The sequence below is a fragment of the Streptomyces sp. NPDC001717 genome (assembly GCF_042892775.1).
In the GTDB taxonomy this organism is placed as follows: domain Bacteria; phylum Actinomycetota; class Actinomycetes; order Streptomycetales; family Streptomycetaceae; genus Streptomyces.
On the sequence record NZ_JBIAUK010000005.1, the window covers coordinates 192,114 to 214,370 of the forward strand.

A 22,257-nucleotide genomic window follows, 5' to 3' on the forward strand; every position below is an offset into this window, starting at 1 on the left:
GGATCAGGCCCTCTCGCACACGAAGATCGCCGTACCGGGGATCAGGTTCCCGCGCAGCGGGGACCAGCCGCCCCACTCCTGGCCGTTCCAGGCGGGCCACTCCGGCTCGACCAGGTCGAGGAGGCGGAAACCGCCCGCCACCACGTCGCGGACCCGGTCGCCGAGGGTGCGGTGGTGCTCCACGTACACGGCGCGGCCCTGCTCGTCCTGCTCGACGTAAGGGGTCCGGTCGAAGTAGGAGGCGGCGACGGACAGCCCCTCGGGCCCCGGCTCGTCGGGGAAGGCCCAGCGGATGGGATGGGTGACGGAGAAGACCCAGCGGCCCCCGGGGCGCAGGACGCGGTGGACCTCGCGCATGACGTTCACGGGGTCGGCGACGAAGGGGACGGCCCCGTACGCGGAGCAGGCGAGGTCGAAGGAGCCGTCGCGGAAGGGCAGGTTTCCGGCGTCGGCCTCCACGAGGGGGACGTCGTCGCCGATGCGCAGGGCGTGCTGGAGCTGGCGGTGGGAGAGGTCGAGGGCCACCGGGCGGGCGCCCTGGGCGGCGAGCCAGCGCGAGCACTGGGCCGCGCCGGCGCCGATCTCCAGGACGTCCTTGCCCTTGAGGGAGGCGGCCGGGCCGAGCAGGGCGGCGTCCGCCTCGTCCAGGCCCTCCGGCCCCCACACGAAGCGGTCGTCGCCGAGGAAGGCGCCGTGCTCGCTCTGGTACTCGTCCGCGTTGCGGTCCCACCAGCCCCGGCTGGCCCGGCTGCTCTCCGCTTCGCCTGCCTCACGGCGCGTGGCCTCGGCGTCGTCGAAAGCGTCGTCGAAGGCGTCGGCGGGGTCGGGGGCGGAGCCCGGATCGGCCTCGTACGCGTCTTCGGGGGCGTAGTCCTCTTGGTTCATGGGGCCCGTCGTCGTAGTGTGCGGATGTCGGTGCACGTCCGTGGTATGCGGCGGACGTCGCCGGGTGGCTGCTGCAAACGTGTCGGGAGAGTCATCACGCCCTCCCAGCACACGAATTGTGCCGGATATGCGGCGATCCGCCGGGGGTGTGCGCCTTCGCGCATTGACCCTGTCCGGCGGCCCCCGTATGCTACAAGTTGCGCTGCGAGCCTGTGCTCCTCAGACCTAGCAGGCTGCGCTTGCATCTGTTGATGTCCCCTCGGTTTTCGAGGCCCTCCCCGCTTCGCGCGGATCAAGGGCTTCCTTGGCTGTCCGGCTTCATCGGCAGATGCCGATAAGGGCTCCCGGCGTAGCAGTACCTACGACTTTCTGTCCGTAACCGGAGCCCTTTCCCACATGACGAGCAGCACCGAGACCACCTCTACCACCCCGCAGGTAGCGGTCAACGACATCGGTAACGAGGAAGCCTTCCTCGCCGCGATCGACGAGACGATCAAGTACTTCAACGACGGCGACATCGTCGACGGCGTCATCGTGAAGGTCGACCGGGACGAGGTCCTGCTCGACATCGGTTACAAGACCGAAGGCGTGATCCCGAGCCGCGAGCTCTCGATCAAGCACGACGTCGACCCGAACGAGGTCGTCAAGGTCGGCGACGAGATCGAGGCCCTGGTTCTCCAGAAGGAGGACAAGGAAGGCCGTCTGATCCTGTCCAAGAAGCGCGCTCAGTACGAGCGTGCCTGGGGCACGATCGAGAAGATCAAGGAAGAAGACGGCATCGTCACCGGTACCGTCATCGAGGTCGTCAAGGGTGGTCTCATCCTCGACATCGGCCTCCGCGGCTTCCTCCCGGCCTCTCTCGTCGAGATGCGCCGTGTCCGCGACCTCCAGCCCTACGTGGGCAAGGAGCTCGAGGCGAAGATCATCGAGCTGGACAAGAACCGCAACAACGTGGTCCTGTCCCGCCGTGCCTGGCTCGAGCAGACCCAGTCCGAGGTTCGCCAGACGTTCCTCACCACCCTGCAGAAGGGTCAGGTCCGCTCCGGCGTCGTTTCCTCGATCGTCAACTTCGGTGCCTTCGTGGACCTGGGTGGCGTCGACGGTCTCGTCCACGTCTCCGAGCTGTCCTGGAAGCACATCGACCACCCGTCCGAGGTTGTCGAGGTCGGCCAGGAAGTCACCGTCGAGGTCCTCGACGTCGACATGGACCGCGAGCGCGTCTCCCTGTCGCTGAAGGCGACGCAGGAAGACCCGTGGCAGCAGTTCGCCCGGACCCACCAGATCGGTCAGGTCGTCCCGGGTAAGGTCACCAAGCTGGTTCCGTTCGGTGCGTTCGTCCGCGTGGACGAGGGCATCGAGGGTCTGGTCCACATCTCCGAGCTGGCCGAGCGCCACGTGGAGATCCCGGAGCAGGTCGTCCAGGTCAACGACGAGATCTTCGTCAAGGTCATCGACATCGACCTCGAGCGTCGCCGGATCTCGCTGTCGCTGAAGCAGGCCAACGAGTCCTTCGGTGCCGACCCGGCGTCGGTCGAGTTCGACCCGACCCTGTACGGCATGGCCGCGTCCTACGACGACCAGGGCAACTACATCTACCCCGAGGGCTTCGACCCCGAGACCAACGACTGGCTCGAGGGCTACGAGAAGCAGCGCGAGGCCTGGGAGACCCAGTACGCCGAGGCGCAGCAGCGCTTCGAGCAGCACCAGGCCCAGGTCATCAAGAGCCGCGAGGCCGACGAGGCCGCTGCCGCCGAGGGCGCTGCCGCCCCGGCCGCCGGTGGCAACGCCGGTGCGGGCATCTCGGGTGGTTCGTACTCCTCGGAGTCGGACGAGACCTCCGGCGCCCTGGCGTCGGACGAGGCCCTGGCCGCGCTCCGCGAGAAGCTGGCCGGCGGCCAGAGCTGATCGCAGCGCGCACCACGCCCCCGGGCGTGAGCCGAGCTGGTTGAGTTGAAAGGTGAGGCCCGTCCCCTTCGGGGGGCGGGCCTCACTTCGTTGCCAACTGGGGAATGGCGGGGCCCTCTTGGACGTTCTTTCCAGAGAACGCAGCGAGGGAGGAGTGGTGACGGTGCTCGATCCACAGGGGTTGTACGAATGGGACGCCAAGGGCCTGGCGGTGGCCGACCTGGCGCTCGCCCAGGACTCGGCCGGGTTGGTCATGCTGTACCACTTCGAGGGGTACATCGACGCCGGTGAGACCGGCGAGCAGATCGTCGAGCGGCTCCTGGACACCCTGCCCCACCAGGTGGTGGCCCGCTTCGACGCCGACCGGCTGGTGGACTACCGGGCCCGCCGCCCCCTGCTGACCTTCAAGCGCGACCACTGGACCGAGTTCGAGGAGCCCCGGCTGGAGGTCCGGCTCGTCCAGGACGCCACCGGAGCCCCCTTCCTGCTGCTCTCCGGCCCGGAGCCGGACGTGGAGTGGGAGCGCTTCGCCGTCGCCGTCCGGCAGATCGTCGAGCGCCTCGGCGTGCGCCTCTCGGTCAACTTCCACGGCATCCCGATGGGCGTCCCGCACACCCGTCCCGTCGGCATCACCCCGCACGGCAACCGGACCGACCTCATGCCGGGCCACCGCAGCCCCTTCGACGAGGCGCAGGTCCCGGGCAGCGCCGAGTCGCTCGTCGAGTTCCGGCTGGCCCAGGCCGGGCACGACGTGCTGGGCGTCGCCGCGCACGTTCCGCACTACGTGGCCCGTTCCTCCTACCCGGACGCGGCGCTGACGGCGCTGGAGGCGATCACGGCGGCGACCGGGCTGGTCCTGCCGGCGGTGGCGCACGCGCTGCGGACCGAGGCGCACCGTACGCAGACGGAGATCGACCGGCAGATCCGCGAGGGCGACGAGGAGCTCGTCAACCTGGTGCAGGGGCTGGAGCACCAGTTCGACGCGGCCGCCGGCGCCGAGACCAGGGGCAACATGATCGCCGAACCGGCCGAGATCCCGTCGGCGGACGAGATCGGCCGCGAGTTCGAGCGGTTCCTGGCGGAGCGCGAGGGCGAGGGCTGAGCGGGCCGCCGAGGGGCGGCGGTGCAGGAGCCGGCGGTGCAGGGGGCTGTGGGCCCGGCACGGGCGGGGGCTAGGCTGCGGGCATGCTGAAGGTGGGCCTGACGGGCGGAATCGGTGCCGGCAAGAGCGAGGTCTCTCGACTGCTGGCGGGGTACGGGGCGGTCGTCGTGGACGCCGACCGCATCGCACGGGAGGTCGTGGAGCCGGGCACGCCCGGGCTCGCGGCCGTCGTGGCGGCGTTCGGGGAGTCGGTGTTGACCCCGGAGGGCACGCTGGACCGGCCGAAGCTCGGTTCCGTTGTCTTCGCGGACCCGGCGAAGCTCCAGACGCTGAACGCGATCGTGCACCCGCTGGTCGGGACCCGGTCGGCCGAGCTGGAGGCCGCCGCGGGAGCGGACGCGATCGTGGTGCACGACGTACCCCTGCTCACGGAGAACGGCCTGGCGCCGCTCTACGACCTGGTGATCGTGGTGGACGCGGCGCCGGAGACCCAGCTGGCGCGGCTCACCGCACTGCGCGGAATGCCGGAAGCCGAGGCGAAGGCCCGGATGGCCGCACAGGCCGGCCGAGAGCAGCGGTTGGCGGTGGCGACCCTCGTCATCGACAACGACGGGCCGCTGGAGGCGCTCGAACCGCAGGTGCGCAAGGTGTGGGAGGAACTCACGGAGCGGGCGGCGGCGACGAGGTAGGAGCCGCCCGAGTCGGCGCCGGCCCGCATCGGCTGACGTGTGCATGGAATAGCGGTCGGGGCGGGGGCGTTGAACGCGCCCGTAGAGGGAAGGATCCATCCGTGTCCGAGTCCACGCGCCCCACGCCGCCCAGCAGCCCCGAGACCCACGTCATCGACTACCGGGCCGCCGAGCAACTCCTCGCCGCCCGCGACCCGCGCGGCGCGGTCAAGCTGCTCGACTCGGTCATAGCCGCCCACCCGGAGAACACGGCGGCCCGACTGCTGCGGGCCCGCGCCTTCTTCGCGGCGGCCCAACTGAGGCCGGCGGAGCTGGAGTTCGAGCTCGTGCTGGAGCGGGAGCCGGACAACGCCTTCGCGCACTTCGCGCTGGCCCGCACCCATGAGCGCTCCGGCCGCCACGACCAGGCCCGCAAGCACTTCCGGCTGGCGGCGGCGCTCGACCCGCAGCCCGAGTACCTGGAAGCGGCCCGCTTCGAGGACTGAGCCTCCGCTTCGAAGGCCGCGCCCCGCTTCGAAGGTCGGGCCCCGCTTCGAAGGCCGCGCCCCGTTTCGAACGCCGCGCCCCGCTGCGAGGGTCGAGCCTCAGCGGCCGCTCGGCGGTTCGTACGGGGGGATGTTCCGGCCCGGCTGGTAGTGCGGGCCCTGGTGGATGTGCCGGATGACGACGATCATGTCCACCGCCGCCAGTACGAAGACCACCGCGCAGGCCGCCGCCCATCCGACACGGCCGACCAGCGAGAAGGCGGTGGCCCCGGCGGCGCTCCAGACCAGCCCCCACAGGCTCAGCCAGAACCGCAGCCGCAGCGGACTGCGGGCGGTCACCGGCTCGTTTCCGGAACGCACGACCATCGCTCATCGCCTCTCGGTTCCATGGTCCCACCAGAGGCGCGGCAGGTGCGGCGCCTCCCCTCCCCGACGCCTGCTCTCCCTCGGTGATCCGCAGGTCAGAGGCGTTGTCAGTGGTCTTGCCTAGACTCGACGGCAGAGGGTTTCCGTCAGACATCGACCGGGGGAGGGGGACGCATGACGTCACAGACGTCCGCGCAGGCTCTGCTGCGGCACGCCGCCGTCTTCCTGCCCGCCGCCGTCCCCCGCGAGGGCCGGGTCGCCTTCTGGGCACCCGACGGCGACCCCCTGCCCGCGATGGGTACGCCGACACCGCTCTGCGTCGTGCGTCCGCACGGTGACGGCGTCCGCGGTCGGACGGTGCCCGCGGTGACCTTCTCCGTGGCCTCGGCCCTGCCGTTGCTGGCGCGGGCGGCCCGGAGTCGGGCCGCGCATCCCGCCACGCGGGCCTGGGGCACCGCCGCCGTGCAGGCCCTCTCGCTGGCGGCGCGCGGCCGCCTGCTGCCCGGTCTCACCCCCGAGGGCGTCGACGCCTGGCGTGCCGGGCCGCTCGACGCCGCCGATGTCGACCACCTCCGCGCGGTCGCGGCAGCGCTGCCGTACGAGGGGTACGCGACACCGCTGGCGGGCAGCCGCCCGCTCCTGCTGCCCGAGCCGGAGGCGCTGGTCCGGGCCTTCCTCGACGCCGTCGCCGACAGCCTGCCCCGCACCCCGGCGGCCGCCGTGGCCGCCGGCCGGCCGTTCGCCGCCCGGGAGCCGCAGCAGGTGGCCGGGATGGAGGAATGGGCCGCCCAGGTCGCGGCCGGCGCCGACACGGGCGTCGGGATCTCGCTCCGGCTCGACCTGTCCTCCTTCGCCCTCTTCGACGAGGCGGCGGAAGAGGACGCGCGCCGCGCCGGAGCCGCCGTCGTGCAGGTGCACAGCCTCGCCGACCCGACCCTGGTCGCCGATGCCGCGCAGCTGTGGGCGGGCACCGCGGCCGCCGGGTTCGGACCGCGCGCCCGGATCGACGCCGTGCTCGCGCTGCGCCGGGCCGCCCGCGTCTGGCCGCCGCTGCTGCGCCTGCTGGACCAGCCCGTTCCCGATGCCCTCGCCCTGTCCGACCCGGAGCTCGAAGACCTCCTCGGGGTGGCCGCGAGCCGGCTGGCGGGCGCCGGGGTCCTGGTCCACTGGCCGCGCGAACTGGCTCGTACGTTGTCCGCGACCGCCGTCGTACGGTCCACGGCCCCCGGATCCGCCACCGACGGCACCGCATTCTTCGACGCCGACCACCTCTTCGACTTCTCCTGGGAACTGGCGCTGGGCGGCGACCGGCTGACCCCGGGCGAGATGGACGCCCTCGCCGAGGCGCACCGACCGGTCGTCCGCCTGCGGGACCAGTGGGTGCGGGTCGATCCGGAGCTGGTGCGCAAGGCCCGCAAACGACAGCTCGGCCTGCTCGACCCGGTCGACGCGCTGGCCACCGTGCTGACGGGGACGGCCGAGGTCGACGGAGAGCCGGTGGAGGCCGTCCCGGTGGGGGTGCTGGCCGCCCTGCGGGAGCGGCTGACGGGGGAGTCGGCCCTGCTGCCGCAGCCCGCCGCGCTCAAGGCCACCCTGCGCGACTACCAGGCGCGCGGCCTGGCCTGGCTGGACCTGATGACCTCCCTGGGGCTGGGCGGTTGCCTCGCCGACGACATGGGCCTGGGCAAGACCGTCACGCTGATCGCGCTGCACCTGCACCGCGGCCGTCCCGAGCCGACGCTCGTGGTGTGCCCGGCCTCGCTGCTCGGCAACTGGCAGCGGGAGATCGAGAAGTTCGCCCCCGGCACGCCCGTGCGCCGCTTCCACGGCGGCGGTCGCAGCCTCGACGACCTGACGGCGCCCGAGGGCGGGTTCGTGCTCACCACGTACGGGACGATGCGTGCCAGCGCACCGTTGCTGGCCGAGCAGAGCTGGGGCATGGTCGTCGCCGATGAGGCCCAGCACGTCAAGAACCCGCATTCGGCGACGGCGAAGGCGCTGCGCACCGTTCCGGCGCCGGCCCGGGTGGCGCTGACCGGTACCCCGGTGGAGAACAACCTGTCCGAGCTGTGGGCGCTGCTCGACTGGACGACGCCGGGGCTGCTGGGTCCGCTCACCACCTTCCGGGCGCGCCACGCCCGCCCGGTGGAGCACCAGCAGGAGGAGGACGGCGGGAACGAGGCGGCGGTCGCCCGGCTCGCGGCCCTGGTGCGTCCCTTCCTGCTGCGCCGCAAGAAGTCCGATCCGGGCATCGCCCCCGAGCTGCCGCCGAAGACGGAGACCGACCATCCGGTCTCCCTCACCCGCGAACAGGTCTCGCTGTACCGGGCCGCGGTGGACGAGGCGATGGCCGTGATCGAGGCGAGCGAGGGCATGGAACGCCGCGGCATGATCATGAAGTTGCTGGCCTCGCTCAAGCAGATCTGCAACCACCCCGCGCAGTACCTGCGGGAGGAGCAGCCCCGGATCCCGCACCGCTCGGGAAAGCTCGCCCTGCTGGACGAGTTGCTGGACACGATCCTCGCCGAGGGCGGGTCGGTGCTGGTCTTCACCCAGTACGTGACGATGGCCCGGCTCATCGAGCGGCACCTGACCGCCCGGGGGATCGCGCACCAACTGCTCCACGGCGGGACGCCGGTGGCGCGCCGCGAGGAGCTCGTGGACCGGTTCCAGGCGGGCGAGGTCCCCGTCTTCCTGCTCTCCCTCAAGGCGGCCGGCACCGGGCTGAACCTCACCCGCGCCGGGCACGTCATCCACTTCGACCGTTGGTGGAACCCGGCGGTGGAGGAACAGGCCACCGACCGCGCCTACCGGATCGGCCAGACGCAGCCCGTGCAGGTCCACCGGATCATCGCCGAAGGCACCGTCGAGGACCGGATCGCGGAAATGCTGGAGGCGAAGCGGGCGCTGGCCGAGGCCGTACTCGGTTCGGGCGAGGCGGCGTTGACCGAGCTGACCGACCGCGAGCTCGCCGACCTCGTGTCCCTCCGGAGGCCGGAATGATCACCGCGCGCGACGACCGCCGTCGCACCTTCGAGACCGTGCCGGCCGGGGTGGAAGCCGTCAGCTGGTGGGGGCGGGCCTGGGTGTCGGCCCTCGAAGGGACCTCCTCCGACGCGGCCCGCCTGGCCCGGGGCCGTTCGTACGCCGAGGACGGGCACGTCGAGGCGGTCACCGTCACCCCCGGCAGGATCGTGGCGTACGTGCGGGGCAGCAGGGCCCGCCCGTACCGCACCGAGCTGTCCCTGCCCGCCCTCGACGGCGCGCGGTGGAGGGAGCTCCTGGAGGCCGTGGCGGCCGATCCGGCGGCGCTCGCCGCGCTGTTGGAGCGGGAGGTACCGCAGTCGCTCGCGGATCGCGTGCTGCCCGGTGCGGGCGAGCTCGTCCCGCGCTGCTCCTGCCCGGACCACGGACGTCCGCCGTGCAAGCACGCGGCGGCGCTCTGCTACCGGGCGGCCCGCCTCCTCGACGCGGACCCGTTCGTGCTGCTGCTCCTGCGCGGCCGGGGAGAGCGGGAGCTGCTCGACGAGCTCGGCCGCCGCAGCGCCGCCCACGCCGCGCGTGAACAGCCCGACTCCGCCCCGGACTTCCCCGGCGTTCCGGCGCGGGAGGCGCTCGCGCGCACCGGCCTGCCGCCGCTGCCCGCGCCGCTCGCCACGCCCGCCGCCGTGGGGCTGCCGCCCGCCTACCCGGCCGAGCCCGGTGGCCCGGACCCACTCGCTCTGGACCAGCTCGCCTCCGATGCGGCCGCCCGCGCCCTGGCCCTGCTCACCACCGGGGAGGACCCGATCGAGGGGCTCACCCTGTGGCAGGACGCCGTCCGGCTGGCCTCCGTGCACCCCACGGCCGGCCTCACGGGGGCCGCGCGCACCCTCTACCGGGACCTGGCCCGCGCCACCGGCCGGACCACCACCGACCTCGCACGGGCCGCCGCGGCCTGGCGCCAGGGCGGCCGCCCCGCCCTCGCCGTCCTCGAAGAGCCCTGGGACCCTCCGGCGGGCCCCTTCGACCGCGCCCGCCCCGCCCTCCTCGCCGCGGACCAGGGCTCCTTCCGTCCCGAGCGCAACCGCCTCACCCGCGACGACCGCCAGCTCCGCCTCGGCCGCGACGCCCTCTGGTACCCCTACGAGTCCCGACTCGTGGGCGAGGACTGGTGGCCGATGGGCCCGCCGTCCCCGGACCCGGTCACCGCGCTGCTGGGCTGAGCCCCGCCGCCCAGCGGGTCAAGGTGGTGAAGTCGCGGTCGCGCAGGCCGTGGCGGGGGTGGATGCGCAGGAGGAGGGCCGGGGCGGGGTGGTGGGCGGCGACCCACTCGCGGTCGCGGGGGGTGATCATGTCGTCGACCCAGGCGAAGGGGCGACCGGCCGCCCAGTCGACGAGGGCCCGGGTCTTCCAGGAGAGGCCGTCCGGATCGTCCACGAAGAGTTCCGGCCATTCGACCACGGGCAGATCACCGGGCAGTCCGATGTGCGGTGCGATCAGCGTGTTGGCCTGGTGGGTCCAGGCGGTGGCCCAGGTGAGTTCGAAGGGCAGGGCCAGCAACCGGGCCCCGTGGGAGGGGTGGAGGCGGACGCGGGCGCCGCGGCGGGCCTTGCGGGAGTCGGGGTCGCGGTAGGCGAGCCAGACGTCCGGGCGCATCCGGTGGGTCGTGTAGCCGCGCAGGCCGGCGCTGAGCGAGCGGAACGGGTTGAGCGGGCCGTCCACATCGAGGAGGAGCACGGGTCGATCGGTCATGAAGTAGGCACTACCCAGTACACGATGGAGTGAAATGCCTACCGGCTCTATAACCCGTATGGGTTCGAAGCGTTGTCTCCGGTGTGGGTGCAGCGCCCGCGAACTCCTCCGGAAAGCAGGGAAATCTGATGCGTCACAGTCGTCGAAACGGTTTGATCGCGGCGGTGGTCGCGGGAGGTGGGCTGGCGGTCGCGGGTGTGAGCGGTTTCGCCCACGCCGATGCGGACGCGGCGGGCCGGGCCGAACGCTCGCCGGGGCTGCTGTCCGGGAACCTGGTGCAGTTGCCCGTGAACGTCCCGGTGAACGTGTGCGGGAACACCGTCAGCGTGGTCGGCGTACTCAACTCCGCGGCCGGCAACCGCTGTGCCAACGGCGCGCCCGGTGGCGGTGGCGGGAATCCGGAGCCACGGCCCTCGCACCCATCATCGAAAACGGGGGCAGGAGGGGGCGCGTCGGCCGATGGGCGTGGAAAGGATTCGCCCGGCGTGCTCTCGGGCAACGGCATCCAGCTGCCGATCGACCTCCCGCTGAACGTCAGCGGGAACTCCGTCAACGTCGTGGGCATCGGCAACCCCGTCCACGGGAACACCTCCGTCAACGGCGGGACGCCCGGCGAAGCCGTCCCCACCCCGCCGCCCGTGACGCAGCCGCCCGTGACCCCGCCGGCCCCGCAGGTTCCGCCCGCCCCGCAGGTCCCGCCGGTGTCGCAGGTCCCGCAGGGCCACAGCGGAGCGCTCGCCCACACCGGCTCCGACGGCGTCGGCTACCTGCTGCCCGGCGGCGGGGCCCTGCTCCTCGGAGGCGTGCTCCTCTACCGCCGCTTCCGCCTCAACCAGGCCTGATCCGCCAGCCGTCCAGGATCGCGTCGATCCGCGGGGCCAGTCGGGCCCGGGCCGCGAACCGCGGTACCCCCGCCATCAGCAGGGCGTCGTACTCGGTGTCGGTGTGCCGCACGGCGGCCCGCACCGCGACGGTGACCGCCAGTTCGTCGAGGGCCCGACCCGCCGCGGTGCGGCCCACCCGGCCGCTACCGCGCAGCGAGGCGTGCGTCGCGATCGCCACGGCCCGGTCGGCCGGGCAGCCGGGGAACAGCCGCACGATCTCGGCGGCGAAAGCCGCCGTGAACCGGGTGTCCTCGGCCGCACGCCGCACCCGGTCACGCTCCCGGCGCCGGGCCCGCGCCTCGGAGTCCACGAGGCAGGCGCGTTCCGCGCGCGCCAGCGCGGCGTCCTCGACGAACAGGCCCTGCCGTTCGTAGCGGCGGCGGCGCTTGTTGAAGCGGACGACGACGGCGGAGAGCGAACTGGCCTCGCGGGAGCGGCGGGTGAGCGCGGCGTCCCCGCGCGGCAGGTACACCAGGTGTCCGAGATCCGCGCAGTCCAGGCAGCGCGGCACGCCGGCCTCCCGGACGAGGTGCCGCAACGGCCCCTGCCGGCACTCCGCACAGTGGATCTGCTTCGCGGACTCGAACACCACCAGGCTCATGCAGGTGTGATACCGCCGTTGGGTCCTCATATCACCTGACGAGGGGCGGCGGTTGACGTTTCCGCAATCTCTCCTCGACTCCGTGGCTCCCTCCTACCGTGATGCGGTGGCCCACCAGCGGTCCACGGAGGAGGGGTACATGCGTGCACTGCAGGTGAGGGCCGCGAAGCCCCGTACGACCACCCCCAGACCGAAACCGAAGCCGCAGCCGAAGTCACAGGCGAGGGCACAGCCGAAGCCGAAGGCGAATCCGCGGTCGAAGGCCAGGGCGAAGAATCCGGGCCGGGCCCGGGAGGTCGTCATCCCGCCGGGCGGCTGCACCGGCTGGCACTTCCACCGGGTCCCGCTGGACGCCGTGGTCCTGGCGGGGACCCTGACCCGGGTCCTGTCCGACGGGACGGTCGAGATACACCCGGCGGGAACCGCCTTCGTGGAACCCGCCGGCATCGACCACATCCACCTGGGCCACAACCTCGGCTCCGAACCGGTCGTCCTCCACATCACCCCCGCACTCCCGGCGGGCGCCCCCTTCGCCATACCCACCCCGCCCCCACCGGGGGTCACCGGGGCGGCCTGCTGCCGTTGACAATGGACCGGTGCAGTTCGAAGCGATCACCTGGCAGCGGATGGCCGAGCGGCTCGCCGGTCACCTCGACGACACCCCCGCCCCGACGAGTTGGCAGCGGGTCGGCATCGACGGGGCGCCCGCCGCCGACACCGGAGTCCTCGCGGGGCACCTCGCGGAGGAACTGCGCCTGCGCAGCCGGCCCGCGCTGGTGGTGGCGGCCGAGGGGTTCCTGCGGCCGGCCTCGCTGCGCTTCGAGTTCGGGCGCGAGGACGTGGACTCGTACCTCGGCGGCTGGTACGACACCGCGGCGCTCTGGCGGGAGGTGTTCGGCCCGACGGACCCCGGGGGCACCGGGCGGGTGCTGCCCGACCTGTGGGACCCGGCGACCGACCGTGCGACCCGCAGCCCGTACGTCGAACTCCCGCCCGGCGGCGTGCTGATCGTGCACGGACCGCTGCTGCTGGGGCACTGGTTCCCCTTCGACCTCAGCGTCCACATCAGGCTGTCGGCCGGAGCGCTGGCCCGGCGCACCGAGGAGTCGGCGCGCTGGACGCTGCCCGCCTTCGCCCGCTACGAGGCGGAGACCGACCCCGGGTCCGGGGCCGACGCGGTGGTCCGGGCCGACGACCCCCGCCATCCCGCCTGGACCGGTCTGCCCCGCTCCGCTCGCTGACCTCCGCGCACCCCGCCCGCGCCGGACGTACGGGATCCGTAACAGAGCCGTCCGCGCGCGGCGACGAACCGGTTCCGGCCATGGTCCCGGCCGGAACCGAACGCTACGTTGACGCCGGACTTGGGCGGACGCCACCCGGTGGCGCCTTGGCGGAGGGGGACGGCGATGGACGCACGCGGCAGGGCGGTCACCGGTCCGAGACGGCGGTTGCGGCTGAGGGCGTGTGCCGCACTGGTGGTGTGCGGGGCCCTGGTCCTCACGGCGTGCAACGGCGACGACGGAAGCGGGGACGCGGGAGCCGTGGGTACGACCCCGGGCGCGAGCCCGGCGAACCCGTCGGCCACCGCCACGGTCACGCCTCCGGCCACGCCCACGGCCACCGCCGGCGCGGCGACACCGTCCGCCTCCGCGAGCCCGTCGAAGGGGCCGAAGCCGCCGGCCACCGCCGCCCCGACCGGCAAGCCGGAGCCGCCGGGCCCCGCTCCCGCCCCCACCTGCGGCAGGCCGCCGGTCGCGGACGACGAGATCGCCGTCTACCGCTGGACCCCGGAGGGCGGATCCGCCCACCTGGTCGTCAAGCACGGGAACTGGGGCTGCGCCGTCAAGGACGGCAGGACGCCCTTCGTGACGGTCGGCGCGGAAGTCGTGATCCCGATCGCCGAGGACGCGAGGATCACCGCCTTCAGTCCGATCACGTCCTCGTCCGTGAGCAGGCCGATCACCCTGCACGAGCTCACGTCATGGCTGGAGTCCCACCCGAACAGGGGCCTGGTCTTCCACTACAACGCGAACCACAGGGGCATCATCGACACCCTCGGCCAGGAGGAGTACCTGCTGTAGCCCGGCCGCTCGCCCGGCCGCTCGCCCGCAGGCCCGGCCGCGCAGTCGCCCGCCGCTGCCCGCTAAGGTCGCCCGCCCAGCCGGGCGACGGCCCGAGCGGCGGCACGGCACCCCGCCCGGGCCGCGTCCGCCGGGGTCGCGCCCGCGAGCCGGGCCGCCAGGAAGCCGCCGGTGAAGGCGTCCCCGGCGCCCGTGGAGTCCAGCGCCTCCGCCGGCTCCGCCGGGACCTCGGCGGTGATCCGGCCCCGCTCGGCGACCAGTGCTCCCGCCGCGCCCAGGGTCACCACCACCAGCGGAACCCGCCTGCTCAGCTCCACCGCCGCCCGGGCCACCCCCGCCGGTCCAGGGAGCCCCGCCAGCAGCCGGGCCTCGTCCTCGTTGGGCAGCAGTACGTCGACCCCCGCCACCGAGTCGAGGAAGCGCCGCGGCCCCAGCGCGACCAGGAACCCGGCCGAGGCCGGGTCCACGCTCACCGGCACCCCGCGCGCCCGGGCCGCGCGCAGCGCGACCAGTGCCAACTCCCGACTGCTGTCGGCGAAGAACAGGTACCCGGACAGGTGCAGGTGGGCCGCCCCGTCCAGCAGGGACGGGGTCCAGTCGGCGGGGCAGAGCCGCAGCGCGGCCCCGCTGTCGGTGAGGAAGGTCCGCTCGGCGTCCTTGCCGACCAGCGCGACCACCGTGCCGGTCGGCTCGTCCGGGTCGACCACCAGCCGCGGCCGCACCCCCGCCGCGCGCAGCGCGTCCTCGTGCCAGCGCGCCGAATCCGCGCCCACCCGCGCGAGCAGCCGGACCTCCGCCGCCCCGGTACGGGCGGCCCAGCAGGCCGCGTTGGCCCCGGCGCCGCCGGGCAGGGTCCGGATGCGGGCGGCCGTGTCGGTGGCCGGGGCCAGTGCCTCGGTGTGCACGGCGACCACGTCGGTCACCACGTCCCCGACTATCAGCAACGCGCCCGTCGCGCCCGTCGCGCCCGTCACGCCCGGGCCGCCCAGGCCCCCGCGATCCCGGCCCCGAGCCGTACGTTGCCCCGTACCGCCGCCAGGTTGGCCTCCAGCGAGGCCCCGTCCGTCGCCCGTACCAGGTACCCCAGCAGGAACGGCGTCACCGCCTGCCTCGTGATCCCCCGCTCCCGGCACTCCGCGAGGGCCTCCGCCAGCACCCGGTCGTGCAGCTCCGGATCCAGCTGCTGCGCCTCCGCCACCGGGTTGGCCACCAGCAGCGCCGACTCCGGCCCGCCCAGCGCGTCCTGGGCGGCCATCACCGCCGCCACCTCCTCCGGCCGCTCCACGGTCCAGTCCACCGGTTCGCCCGAATCGGCCAGGTAGAAGCCGGGGAAGCGGTCCGTCCCGTACCCGAGGACCCCCACCCCCAGCGTCTCCAGCCGCTGCAGCGTGGCCGGCACGTCCAGGATCGACTTCACGCCCGCGCACACCACCGTGATCCGCGTCCGCGCCAGCAGCGACAGGTCCGCGGACTCGTCCTGGGTCTGCGCCCATTCGCGGTGCACGCCGCCGAGCCCGCCCGTGGCGAAGACCCGCAGGCCCGCCCGGGCGGCCAGGAAGGCCGTGGCGGACACCGTCGTCGCCCCGGTCGCACCCGCGGCCAGGGCCGGTGCCAGATCCCGGTGGCCGAGCTTGCGGACCCCTTCCCCGCCGGCGATCCGCTCCAACTGAGCCTTGTCCAGGCCCGCGTACGCCACTCCGTCCACGACCGCGATGGTCGCCGGAACGGCGCCCTCCGATCGGACCAGAGCCTCCAGTTCCAGGCCCACCGCCAGATTGCGCGGGCGGGGCAGACCGTGCGCGAGGATCGTCGACTCCAGGGCCACGACGGGCCTGCGCCGGGCGAGTGCCTCACGTACCTCTTCCGACAGGACCGGGAGCTCATCCGCTGTGTGCTGTGACATGTCCCCATCCATGGCACGCGATCGGCGCGCCCAAACGCGCTCCCGCCCCTCGCGCCGCAAGCTGTCCGAACAGCGTCCCCACTGGACAGGGTGACTCGTCGGCGGGGTCGTTCCTGGACGCTCCGCTCACCGTGTCGTGCCGGTGGCCCGGACTACGCTGGCGCGCCATGAGCACCAGTGACCACTCCGCAGCCCCCGCCTCCTTCGCCGTCTCCGTTCCCGACGTACCGGACGCCGAACTGGAGGCCGATGACCTCGACCCCGACCAGATCGTCTCCGGGGACCCCGTCGTGACGGGCAAGGTGCTGTGGGAGTCGCCGGACGGCAAGCAGCTGCGCGGGATCTGGCAGATCACCCCCGGCGTGGTCACCGACGTCGAGGCCAACGAGCTGTTCGTGGTGGTCAGCGGCCGCGCCACCATCGAGGTCGAGGGCGGCGCGACCCTGGAGGTGGGCCCTGGGTCGGCCTGCGTCCTGCGGGAGGGTGACAAGACCACCTGGACCGTGCACGAGACGCTCCGCAAGGCCTACCACATCAGCTACTGAGGCTGCCGAACGCCCTTCGCGGGAACGGGGTGGCGGCGCGCGGTGAACAGGGCGAGCGCCGCCAACGGCAGCAACAGCGCGGCCCCGATGGCGTTCAGCCAGCCGTAGCCGGCCTGAGACATGACCAGGCCGGCGGCCGCGCCGCCCAGGCCCGCGGAGGCGTTCATCGTGAGGTCGCTCAGGCCCTGTACGGCGGCCCGCGCGGGCTGCGGGACCGAGTCGGTCAGCAGCGCCGAGCCGGACACCATGCCGGCGGACCAGCCCAGGCCGAGCAGGAAGAGGCCGAGCGCGCTCTGGGCGTGACTGGGCCCGGCGGTACCGGCGAGCAGTGCGGCGGTCGACAGGAGCCCGGCCGCGAGGCCGATCACGGCGAGCCGGCCGAGGCGGTCGGCGAGCCAGCCCATGACGGGCGAGAAGGCGAACATGCCGGCGATGTGGCCGCTGATCACCAGCCCGACGAGCTCCAGGCCGGCGCCGTGGTGACCCAGGTCCATCGGGGTCATCACCATGATCGAGACCATGACGGTGTGCGACACCGCGACGGTGACGAGCGCGAGCCGCGCCCGCGGGGAGGCCTTGACGGCAGCGAACCCGGCACGCAGCGAGCGACCCTCGCGGGACCGCTCCTCCGGCGAGGCCAGCTCCCGGGCCGTCAGCAGCGGATCGGGTCGCAGGAGCACGGCTATCAGCGCGGCGGTCAGTACGAAGACGGCGCCGGCCCACACGAAGGGGCCCGCCGTCTCGGGTATGGAGGTGCCGGCGAAGCTGCGGCTGGCGGGGGCGGAGAGGTTCGGGCCGAGCACCGCGCCGAGGGTGGAGGACCACACGACGACCGAGATCGCCCGGGCCCGGTGGTCCGGGGCGGCGAGGTCGGCGGCGGCGAACCGGGCCCCGAGATTGGCGGAGGAGGCGGCGCCGAAGGCGGCCATGCCGATCATGAGCAGCGGGAAGCTCTCGACGACGGCGGCGAGGACGACGAGGGCCGCGCCGACCGCACCGATCCCGTAGCCCAGCACCAGCCCGGGACGGCGCCCCCGCGCGGTCATCAGGGCGGCGAGCGGGAGCGAGACCACGGCGGTGCCGATCACCGCGGCGGTGGAGGCGAAACCGGACAGCGCCTCGGTGCCGCTGATCCGCGTCGCCAGCACGGGGGCCAGGGCGATGCTGATGGGCACGCCGAGGCCGCCGAGCACCTGGCTGGCCATGAGCACCCCGGACGTGCGCCGCTGCAGCCGGGCGAGCTCCGCCTCGGTCCGCACGAGCGGCACGGCCGACCGGTCGGTGCCGGAGGAGGCGGTCACGCGGTACACCCCCCTCGCGACGGCGGGACGGGGGACGGGATCCGGCCGGGTGCGGCGGCAGAAGTAGTCACCGCCGCAGTTTCCCACCCCTTACCCGCCGGCGGTACCGGGAATACCGCACCGGTCAGAACGACCGCACCGGTCAGAACAGGGGCTGCGGCAGGACGCCCTCCAGTTCGAGCAGCCGCCGCTTCGTCTCCACGCCGCCCCCGAAGCCGCCGATGCCCCCGTCGTTCTCCACGACCCGGTGGCACGGCACGACCACCGGCAGCGGATTCGACCCCATCGCGTTGCCCACGGCCTGCGCGGCCCCCGGCTGGCCGGCGCGGGCGGCCAGCTCCCCGTAGCCGACGACCGCGCCGTACGGGACGGAGCGGTCCAGCTCCCGGAGCACCTGCCGGTTGAAGCCGGAGCTGAGGCGCCAGTCCAGCGGCAGCTCGAACCGCCGCAGCGAACCGGCGAAGTACGCGGACAGCTGGCGTATCGCCTCGGCCAGCAGCACCTCCTCGCCCGGCGCGGGCCGTCGGGCGTCCGCTCCGAGCCGGGAGACGAGCGAGTCGATCATCGCGTCGACCCGCTCCGGCGCGGCATGGAACTCGACCCGGACCAGGCCCACCGGGGTCGCGGCCAGGAGGAGGGGCCCGATGCCGGTGCCGCCGCTCGTGACGACGGTCCATTCGAGGTGCGGCCCGCGGGGCCGCTCGGTGCTGTCCACGCCTCCACCGTACGGGCCCCCACCGACAGTGCCGCTCTCAGAAGCCGCCCACCGCGTCGCGGACCACGTCCGGGGCGTTGGTGATGATCCCGTCCACCCCCATCGCCTGCACCTTCCGGGCGGTCGCCGCGTCGTCGACGGTCCAGGTGTCCACCTCCATCGCCTTGCCGTGGGGTCCCCGCAGGCCGTGCACCGCGGCGACCCAGTCGGCCGAGATCGTGGTGTGCCACGGGTTGATCCGGTCCGTGAACTCGGCGTACGCGGGCAGGTCCGCCACGGTCGGGGTGCCCAGGAAGGCCGTCACCAGGTCCGGGCGCAGACCGTGCACGACGCGCACGGAGTCGGCGCTGAAGCTCTGCACCACCAGCCGTTGCGACACGTGGCGCTCGTCGAGCCAGCCGGCCTCGCCGAGCACCTTGAGGGTCTGCTCCTCGATCCCCGGGTAGAGCCCCGGATTCTTGATCTCCAGCAGCAGTCGCTGCCGGTTGCGCTGCACCCGGTCGAGGTACTCCCGCAGGGTCGGCACGAAGGCGCCCGCGTACTCCTCGCCGAACCAGCTGCCCGCGTCCAGCCGGGAGATCTCCGCCGCCGTGAAGTCCTTGACCCTCCAGGGCTTGCGGTCGGGGAAGACCTGTTCGACGTCGGTGGTCCGGGCGAGGGTGTCGTCGTGGATCACCACGAGCTCCCCGTCCTTGGTGCGCTGCACGTCGTTCTCGACCCAGTCGAAGCCCAGCCGCCTCGCCAGGTCGATCGAGTCGAGGGTGTTCTCCGGGGCGTACGCCGCGGCCCCCCGGTGGGCGTACACGACGGGTTCTCCCACTTCCGCCCGGCGGGTGGCGGGGCCGGTGGGGGAGCCGGTGCCGGGGCCGGGGGCGGCGGCCTGGGCCGTACCGCCCAGCAGGGTGAGGGTGAAGCCCAGGAATGCGGCGGCGGTCGCGGCGGCGGGTCGGACGTACATGTGCGTTCTCCTCGGGTCGTGAGCCCTGTTCCTGCGTCAAACGGGTGCGGAGCGGCAGACGTTGTGGGATGCACTTCACGGCGGTTGGCGGCGGTTCACGGCGGTGCCTCCACCGCGATCATGGGGTTGAAGATCACCGAGCCGCCACCGAACTACGACAAACGGACCAGAACGGGTGAGGTCGGCCGTGGCCCCGCGCCGCCCGCGCGCGGCGCGTCCCCTGTACGGGCGCGTGAGTGTCAGTGGCGGGTCGTACGGTTGACTCATGCGGCCCGTATCGAAGATCGAACGCACGGTGGCGCCTTTCGAGGTCGTCAGCCCCTACCAGCCCAGCGGCGACCAGCCGACGGCCATCGCCGAGCTGGAGAAGCGCATCCGTGCAGGTGAGAAGGATGTCGTCCTGCTGGGTGCGACCGGCACCGGAAAGTCGGCGACCACCGCCTGGATGATTGAGAAGCTCCAGCGCCCCACCCTGGTGATGGCGCCGAACAAGACGCTCGCCGCCCAGCTGGCGAACGAGTTCCGCGAGCTCCTGCCGAACAACGCGGTCGAGTACTTCGTCTCGTACTACGACTACTACCAGCCCGAGGCGTACGTACCGCAGTCCGACACCTACATCGAGAAGGACTCCTCGATCAACGAGGAGGTGGAGCGGCTGCGCCACTCCGCGACCAACTCGCTGCTCACCCGGCGCGACGTGATCGTCGTCGCCTCCGTGTCCTGCATCTACGGCCTGGGTACCCCACAGGAGTACGTGGACCGCATGGTCTCCCTCAAGGTCGGCGAGGAGATCGACCGGGACCGGCTGCTGCGCCGCTTCGTCGACATCCAGTACACGCGCAACGACCTGGCCTTCACGCGCGGCACCTTCCGCGTGCGCGGCGACACGATCGAGATCTTCCCGGTCTACGAGGAACTGGCCGTCCGCATCGAGATGTTCGGCGACGAGATCGAGGCCCTCTCCACGCTGCACCCGCTGACGGGCGAGGTCATCAGCGAGGACCGCGAGCTCTACGTCTTCCCCGCCAGCCACTACGTCGCCGGACCCGAGCGCATGGAGAAGGCCGTCCGCGGCATCGAGGCGGAGCTGGCCGAGCGCCTCGCCGAGTTGGAGAAGCAGGGCAAGATGCTGGAGGCCCAGCGGCTGCGCATGCGCACCACCTACGACCTGGAGATGATGCGCCAGATCGGGTCCTGTTCCGGCATCGAGAACTACTCGCTGCACATGGACGACCGCGAGCCCGGGTCCGCGCCCAACACCCTCATCGACTACTTCCCCGAGGACTTCCTCCTCGTCATCGACGAGTCGCACGTCACGGTGCCGCAGATCGGCGCGATGTACGAGGGCGACGCCTCGCGCAAGCGGACCCTGGTCGACCACGGCTTCCGGCTGCCGTCCGCGCTCGACAACCGGCCGCTGAAGTGGGAGGAGTTCCTGGAGCGCGTCGGCCAGACCGTCTACCTGTCGGCCACCCCGGGCAAGTACGAGCTCTCGCGCGGCGACGGCTTCGTCGAGCAGATCATCCGACCCACCGGCCTCATCGACCCCGAGGTCGTCGTCAAGCCCACCGAGGGACAGATCGACGACCTGGTCCACGAGATCCGGCAGCGGGTGGAGAAGGACGAGCGCGTCCTGGTCACCACCCTCACCAAGAAGATGGCCGAGGACCTCACCGACTACTTCCTGGAGCTCGGCATCCAGGTCCGCTACCTGCACAGCGACGTGGACACCCTGCGCCGCATCGAGCTGCTGCGCGAGCTGCGCGCCGGCGAGTACGACGTCCTCGTCGGCATCAACCTGCTCCGCGAGGGCCTCGACCTTCCCGAGGTCTCGCTCGTGGCGATCCTGGACGCCGACAAGCAGGGCTTCCTGCGCTCCGGCACCTCGCTCATCCAGACCATCGGCCGCGCGGCGCGCAACGTCTCCGGCCAGGTCCACATGTACGCGGACAGCATCACCCCGGCGATGGCGCAGGCCATCGACGAGACCAACCGGCGCCGAGAGAAGCAGGTCGCCTACAACACGGCCAACGGGATCGACCCGCAGCCGCTGCGCAAGAAGATCAACGACATCGTCGCCACCATCGCCCGCGAGGAACTCGACACCGAGGAGCTCCTCGGTACCGGCTACCGGCAGACGAAGGACGGCAAGGCCCTCAAGGCGCCGGTGCCCGCCCTCGGCGGAAAGGCCGGCCAGGCCGCCAAGGCCGGCAAGGGTGCGAAGGGGGCCAAGGGCGGCAAGGCCGGCGAGGTGCTCACCGACCGCCCGGCCGCCGAACTGGCCGCGCTGATCGAGCAGATGACCGAGCGCATGCGCGGTGCGGCCGCCGAGCTCCAGTTCGAGGTCGCGGCCCGGATCCGCGACGAGGTGGGCGAGTTGAAGAAGGAGCTGCGGCAGATGAAGGAAGCGGGCCTCGCCTGACCCGGAGGGTGTCAGTAGGGTTGGGTCACAGCCGCAGGTACATGCTGCGCGCCCGTCCAATGGGACGGGCCATGGGAGAGGGGACGACGCGTGACGGTCAACATGACCAAGGGACAGGCCATCAGTCTGCAGAAGTCGGACGGAGGGACGCTGACCGCGGTCCGGATGGGCCTCGGCTGGCAGGCGGCGAAGCGCCGCGGGCTCTTCGGTTCGCGGACCCGGGAGATCGACCTGGATGCCTCGGCGGTGCTCTTCGCCGACAAGCAGCCGGTGGACGTCGTCTTCTTCCGGCACCTGCAGAGCGACGACGGCTCGGTCCGGCACACCGGTGACAACCTCGTCGGCGGCGCCGGCCAGGGCGGGGACGACGAGTGCATCCTCGTCGACCTGCAGCGCGTGCCGGTCCACATCGACCAGATCGTCTTCACGGTGAACTCCTTCACCGGCCAGACGTTCCAGGAGGTGGAGAACGCGTTCTGCCGCATCGTCGACGAGACCAACGGCCAGGAACTGGCCCGCTACACGCTCAACGGCGGCGGTCAGTACACCGCGCAGATCATGGCGAAGGTGTCGCGCGTGGGCGGCGGCTGGCAGATGACGGCCCTGGGCACCCCGGCCAACGGCCGCACCTTCCAGGACCTGATGCCGGCGATCCTGCCGCACCTGTAAGCGAAGGAAGAG

22 protein-coding genes are annotated in these 22,257 nt (G+C 72.8%); 13 read left to right on the forward strand and 9 right to left on the reverse strand.

All coding sequences use genetic code 11. The annotated features are described in order from the left end of the window. Positions 1 to 3 precede the first annotated feature (3 nt). Positions 4 to 885 (reverse strand): class I SAM-dependent methyltransferase, encoded by an 882-nt coding sequence (locus ACFYZL_RS12195; protein WP_384747635.1) that lies wholly within the window; start codon positions 883 to 885, stop codon positions 4 to 6. A gap of 396 nt (positions 886 to 1,281) precedes the next feature. On the opposite strand from ACFYZL_RS12195, the gene rpsA reads away from it, so the two are divergent. From rpsA to ACFYZL_RS12215, 4 genes are all read left to right on the forward strand, one after another. Continuing rightward, a complete protein-coding gene (rpsA, locus tag ACFYZL_RS12200; RefSeq protein ID WP_327413389.1) occupies positions 1,282 to 2,790 on the forward strand; it encodes a 30S ribosomal protein S1 in 1,509 nt (502 codons plus the stop codon). A gap of 163 nt (positions 2,791 to 2,953) precedes the next feature. Then, positions 2,954 to 3,892, forward strand: a complete 939-nt coding sequence (locus ACFYZL_RS12205) for a PAC2 family protein (protein ID WP_384747638.1) — start codon at positions 2,954 to 2,956, stop codon at positions 3,890 to 3,892. A gap of 83 nt (positions 3,893 to 3,975) precedes the next feature. Next, positions 3,976 to 4,581 carry a dephospho-CoA kinase gene (gene coaE, locus ACFYZL_RS12210; protein ID WP_384747641.1) on the forward strand — a complete coding sequence of 202 codons (606 nt, stop codon included), beginning with the start codon at positions 3,976 to 3,978 and terminating at the stop codon, positions 4,579 to 4,581. A 101-nt stretch (positions 4,582 to 4,682) separates the two neighbouring features. Then, positions 4,683 to 5,066, forward strand: coding sequence for a tetratricopeptide repeat protein (locus ACFYZL_RS12215; protein WP_384747644.1), 384 nt, complete (start codon positions 4,683 to 4,685; stop codon positions 5,064 to 5,066). Positions 5,067 to 5,165: 99 nt separating this feature from the next. Here the strand turns inward: ACFYZL_RS12215 and ACFYZL_RS12220 are convergent, their stop codons facing one another. Continuing rightward, positions 5,166 to 5,432 carry a DUF6343 family protein gene (locus ACFYZL_RS12220; protein WP_384747647.1) on the reverse strand — a complete coding sequence of 89 codons (267 nt, stop codon included), beginning with the start codon at positions 5,430 to 5,432 and terminating at the stop codon, positions 5,166 to 5,168. A gap of 174 nt (positions 5,433 to 5,606) precedes the next feature. Between ACFYZL_RS12220 and ACFYZL_RS12225 the strand changes: the two genes are divergently transcribed. Both ACFYZL_RS12225 and ACFYZL_RS12230 read left to right on the forward strand, forming a co-directional pair. Further along, entirely contained in the window at positions 5,607 to 8,435 is a 2,829-nt protein-coding gene (locus ACFYZL_RS12225) for a DEAD/DEAH box helicase (protein WP_388678413.1), read from the forward strand. Next, on the forward strand, positions 8,432 to 9,637 hold the full coding sequence (locus ACFYZL_RS12230; protein WP_384747653.1) for an SWIM zinc finger family protein: 1,206 nt from the start codon (positions 8,432 to 8,434) through the stop codon (positions 9,635 to 9,637). Before ACFYZL_RS12225 ends, ACFYZL_RS12230 begins: the two co-directional genes overlap by 4 nt. Here the strand turns inward: ACFYZL_RS12230 and ACFYZL_RS12235 are convergent. Continuing rightward, complete coding sequence (locus ACFYZL_RS12235) at positions 9,618 to 10,166, reverse strand: hypothetical protein (RefSeq protein ID WP_384747656.1); 549 nt, start codon at positions 10,164 to 10,166, stop codon at positions 9,618 to 9,620. The genes ACFYZL_RS12230 and ACFYZL_RS12235 overlap by 20 nt on opposite strands. A gap of 128 nt (positions 10,167 to 10,294) precedes the next feature. On the opposite strand from ACFYZL_RS12235, the gene ACFYZL_RS12240 reads away from it, so the two are divergent. Beyond that, positions 10,295 to 11,008 carry a chaplin gene (locus ACFYZL_RS12240; RefSeq protein ID WP_384747659.1) on the forward strand — a complete coding sequence of 238 codons (714 nt, stop codon included), beginning with the start codon at positions 10,295 to 10,297 and terminating at the stop codon, positions 11,006 to 11,008. On the opposite strand, the gene ACFYZL_RS12245 is transcribed toward ACFYZL_RS12240, so the two are convergent. Further along, entirely contained in the window at positions 10,995 to 11,651 is a 657-nt protein-coding gene (locus tag ACFYZL_RS12245; protein ID WP_384747661.1) for a DUF2293 domain-containing protein, read from the reverse strand. The genes ACFYZL_RS12240 and ACFYZL_RS12245 overlap by 14 nt on opposite strands. Before the next feature lie 139 nt (positions 11,652 to 11,790). On the opposite strand from ACFYZL_RS12245, the gene ACFYZL_RS12250 reads away from it, so the two are divergent. The 3 genes from ACFYZL_RS12250 (at position 11,791) to ACFYZL_RS12260 (ending at position 13,732) form a co-directional block, all read left to right on the forward strand. Next, positions 11,791 to 12,237: a cupin domain-containing protein gene (locus tag ACFYZL_RS12250; RefSeq protein ID WP_384747664.1), complete on the forward strand. Its 447-nt coding sequence runs from the start codon at positions 11,791 to 11,793 to the stop codon at positions 12,235 to 12,237. Between the two features lie 10 nt (positions 12,238 to 12,247). Next, entirely contained in the window at positions 12,248 to 12,892 is a 645-nt protein-coding gene (locus ACFYZL_RS12255; protein WP_384747667.1) for a uridine kinase, read from the forward strand. A gap of 165 nt (positions 12,893 to 13,057) precedes the next feature. Beyond that, positions 13,058 to 13,732, forward strand: coding sequence for a hypothetical protein (locus tag ACFYZL_RS12260; protein WP_388678421.1), 675 nt, complete (start codon positions 13,058 to 13,060; stop codon positions 13,730 to 13,732). A gap of 62 nt (positions 13,733 to 13,794) precedes the next feature. On the opposite strand, the gene ACFYZL_RS12265 is transcribed toward ACFYZL_RS12260, so the two are convergent. Together ACFYZL_RS12265 and ACFYZL_RS12270 are read right to left on the reverse strand one after the other, a co-directional pair. Next, positions 13,795 to 14,706, reverse strand: a complete 912-nt coding sequence (locus tag ACFYZL_RS12265) for a carbohydrate kinase family protein (protein ID WP_388678424.1) — start codon at positions 14,704 to 14,706, stop codon at positions 13,795 to 13,797. Beyond that, the gene (locus tag ACFYZL_RS12270) at positions 14,703 to 15,635 is read right to left on the reverse strand and encodes a pseudouridine-5'-phosphate glycosidase (RefSeq protein WP_388678427.1); all 933 of its coding nucleotides are present in this window, start codon (positions 15,633 to 15,635) and stop codon (positions 14,703 to 14,705) included. Before ACFYZL_RS12270 ends, ACFYZL_RS12265 begins: the two co-directional genes overlap by 4 nt. Before the next feature lie 167 nt (positions 15,636 to 15,802). Between ACFYZL_RS12270 and ACFYZL_RS12275 the strand changes: the two genes are divergently transcribed. Next, entirely contained in the window at positions 15,803 to 16,180 is a 378-nt protein-coding gene (locus ACFYZL_RS12275; RefSeq protein WP_376658761.1) for a cupin domain-containing protein, read from the forward strand. On the opposite strand, the gene ACFYZL_RS12280 is transcribed toward ACFYZL_RS12275, so the two are convergent. The 3 genes from ACFYZL_RS12280 to ACFYZL_RS12290 all read right to left on the reverse strand — a co-directional run bounded on the left by ACFYZL_RS12280 (position 16,174) and on the right by ACFYZL_RS12290 (position 19,154). After that, entirely contained in the window at positions 16,174 to 17,385 is a 1,212-nt protein-coding gene (locus tag ACFYZL_RS12280) for an MFS transporter (protein WP_388678608.1), read from the reverse strand. The two genes, ACFYZL_RS12275 and ACFYZL_RS12280, sit on opposite strands and share 7 nt — an antisense overlap. Positions 17,386 to 17,623: 238 nt before the next feature. Continuing rightward, on the reverse strand, positions 17,624 to 18,196 hold the full coding sequence (locus ACFYZL_RS12285; protein ID WP_384747679.1) for a methylated-DNA--[protein]-cysteine S-methyltransferase: 573 nt from the start codon (positions 18,194 to 18,196) through the stop codon (positions 17,624 to 17,626). Positions 18,197 to 18,233: 37 nt separating this feature from the next. Beyond that, positions 18,234 to 19,154 (reverse strand): glycerophosphodiester phosphodiesterase, encoded by a 921-nt coding sequence (locus ACFYZL_RS12290; RefSeq protein WP_384747682.1) that lies wholly within the window; start codon positions 19,152 to 19,154, stop codon positions 18,234 to 18,236. A 265-nt stretch (positions 19,155 to 19,419) separates the two neighbouring features. Between ACFYZL_RS12290 and uvrB the strand changes: the two genes are divergently transcribed. After that, the gene (gene uvrB / locus ACFYZL_RS12295; protein ID WP_384747685.1) at positions 19,420 to 21,576 is read left to right on the forward strand and encodes an excinuclease ABC subunit UvrB; all 2,157 of its coding nucleotides are present in this window, start codon (positions 19,420 to 19,422) and stop codon (positions 21,574 to 21,576) included. 90 nt (positions 21,577 to 21,666) lie between these two features. Then, a complete protein-coding gene (locus tag ACFYZL_RS12300; RefSeq protein WP_384587249.1) occupies positions 21,667 to 22,245 on the forward strand; it encodes a TerD family protein in 579 nt (192 codons plus the stop codon). The last annotated feature ends 12 nt before the right edge of the window (positions 22,246 to 22,257 follow it).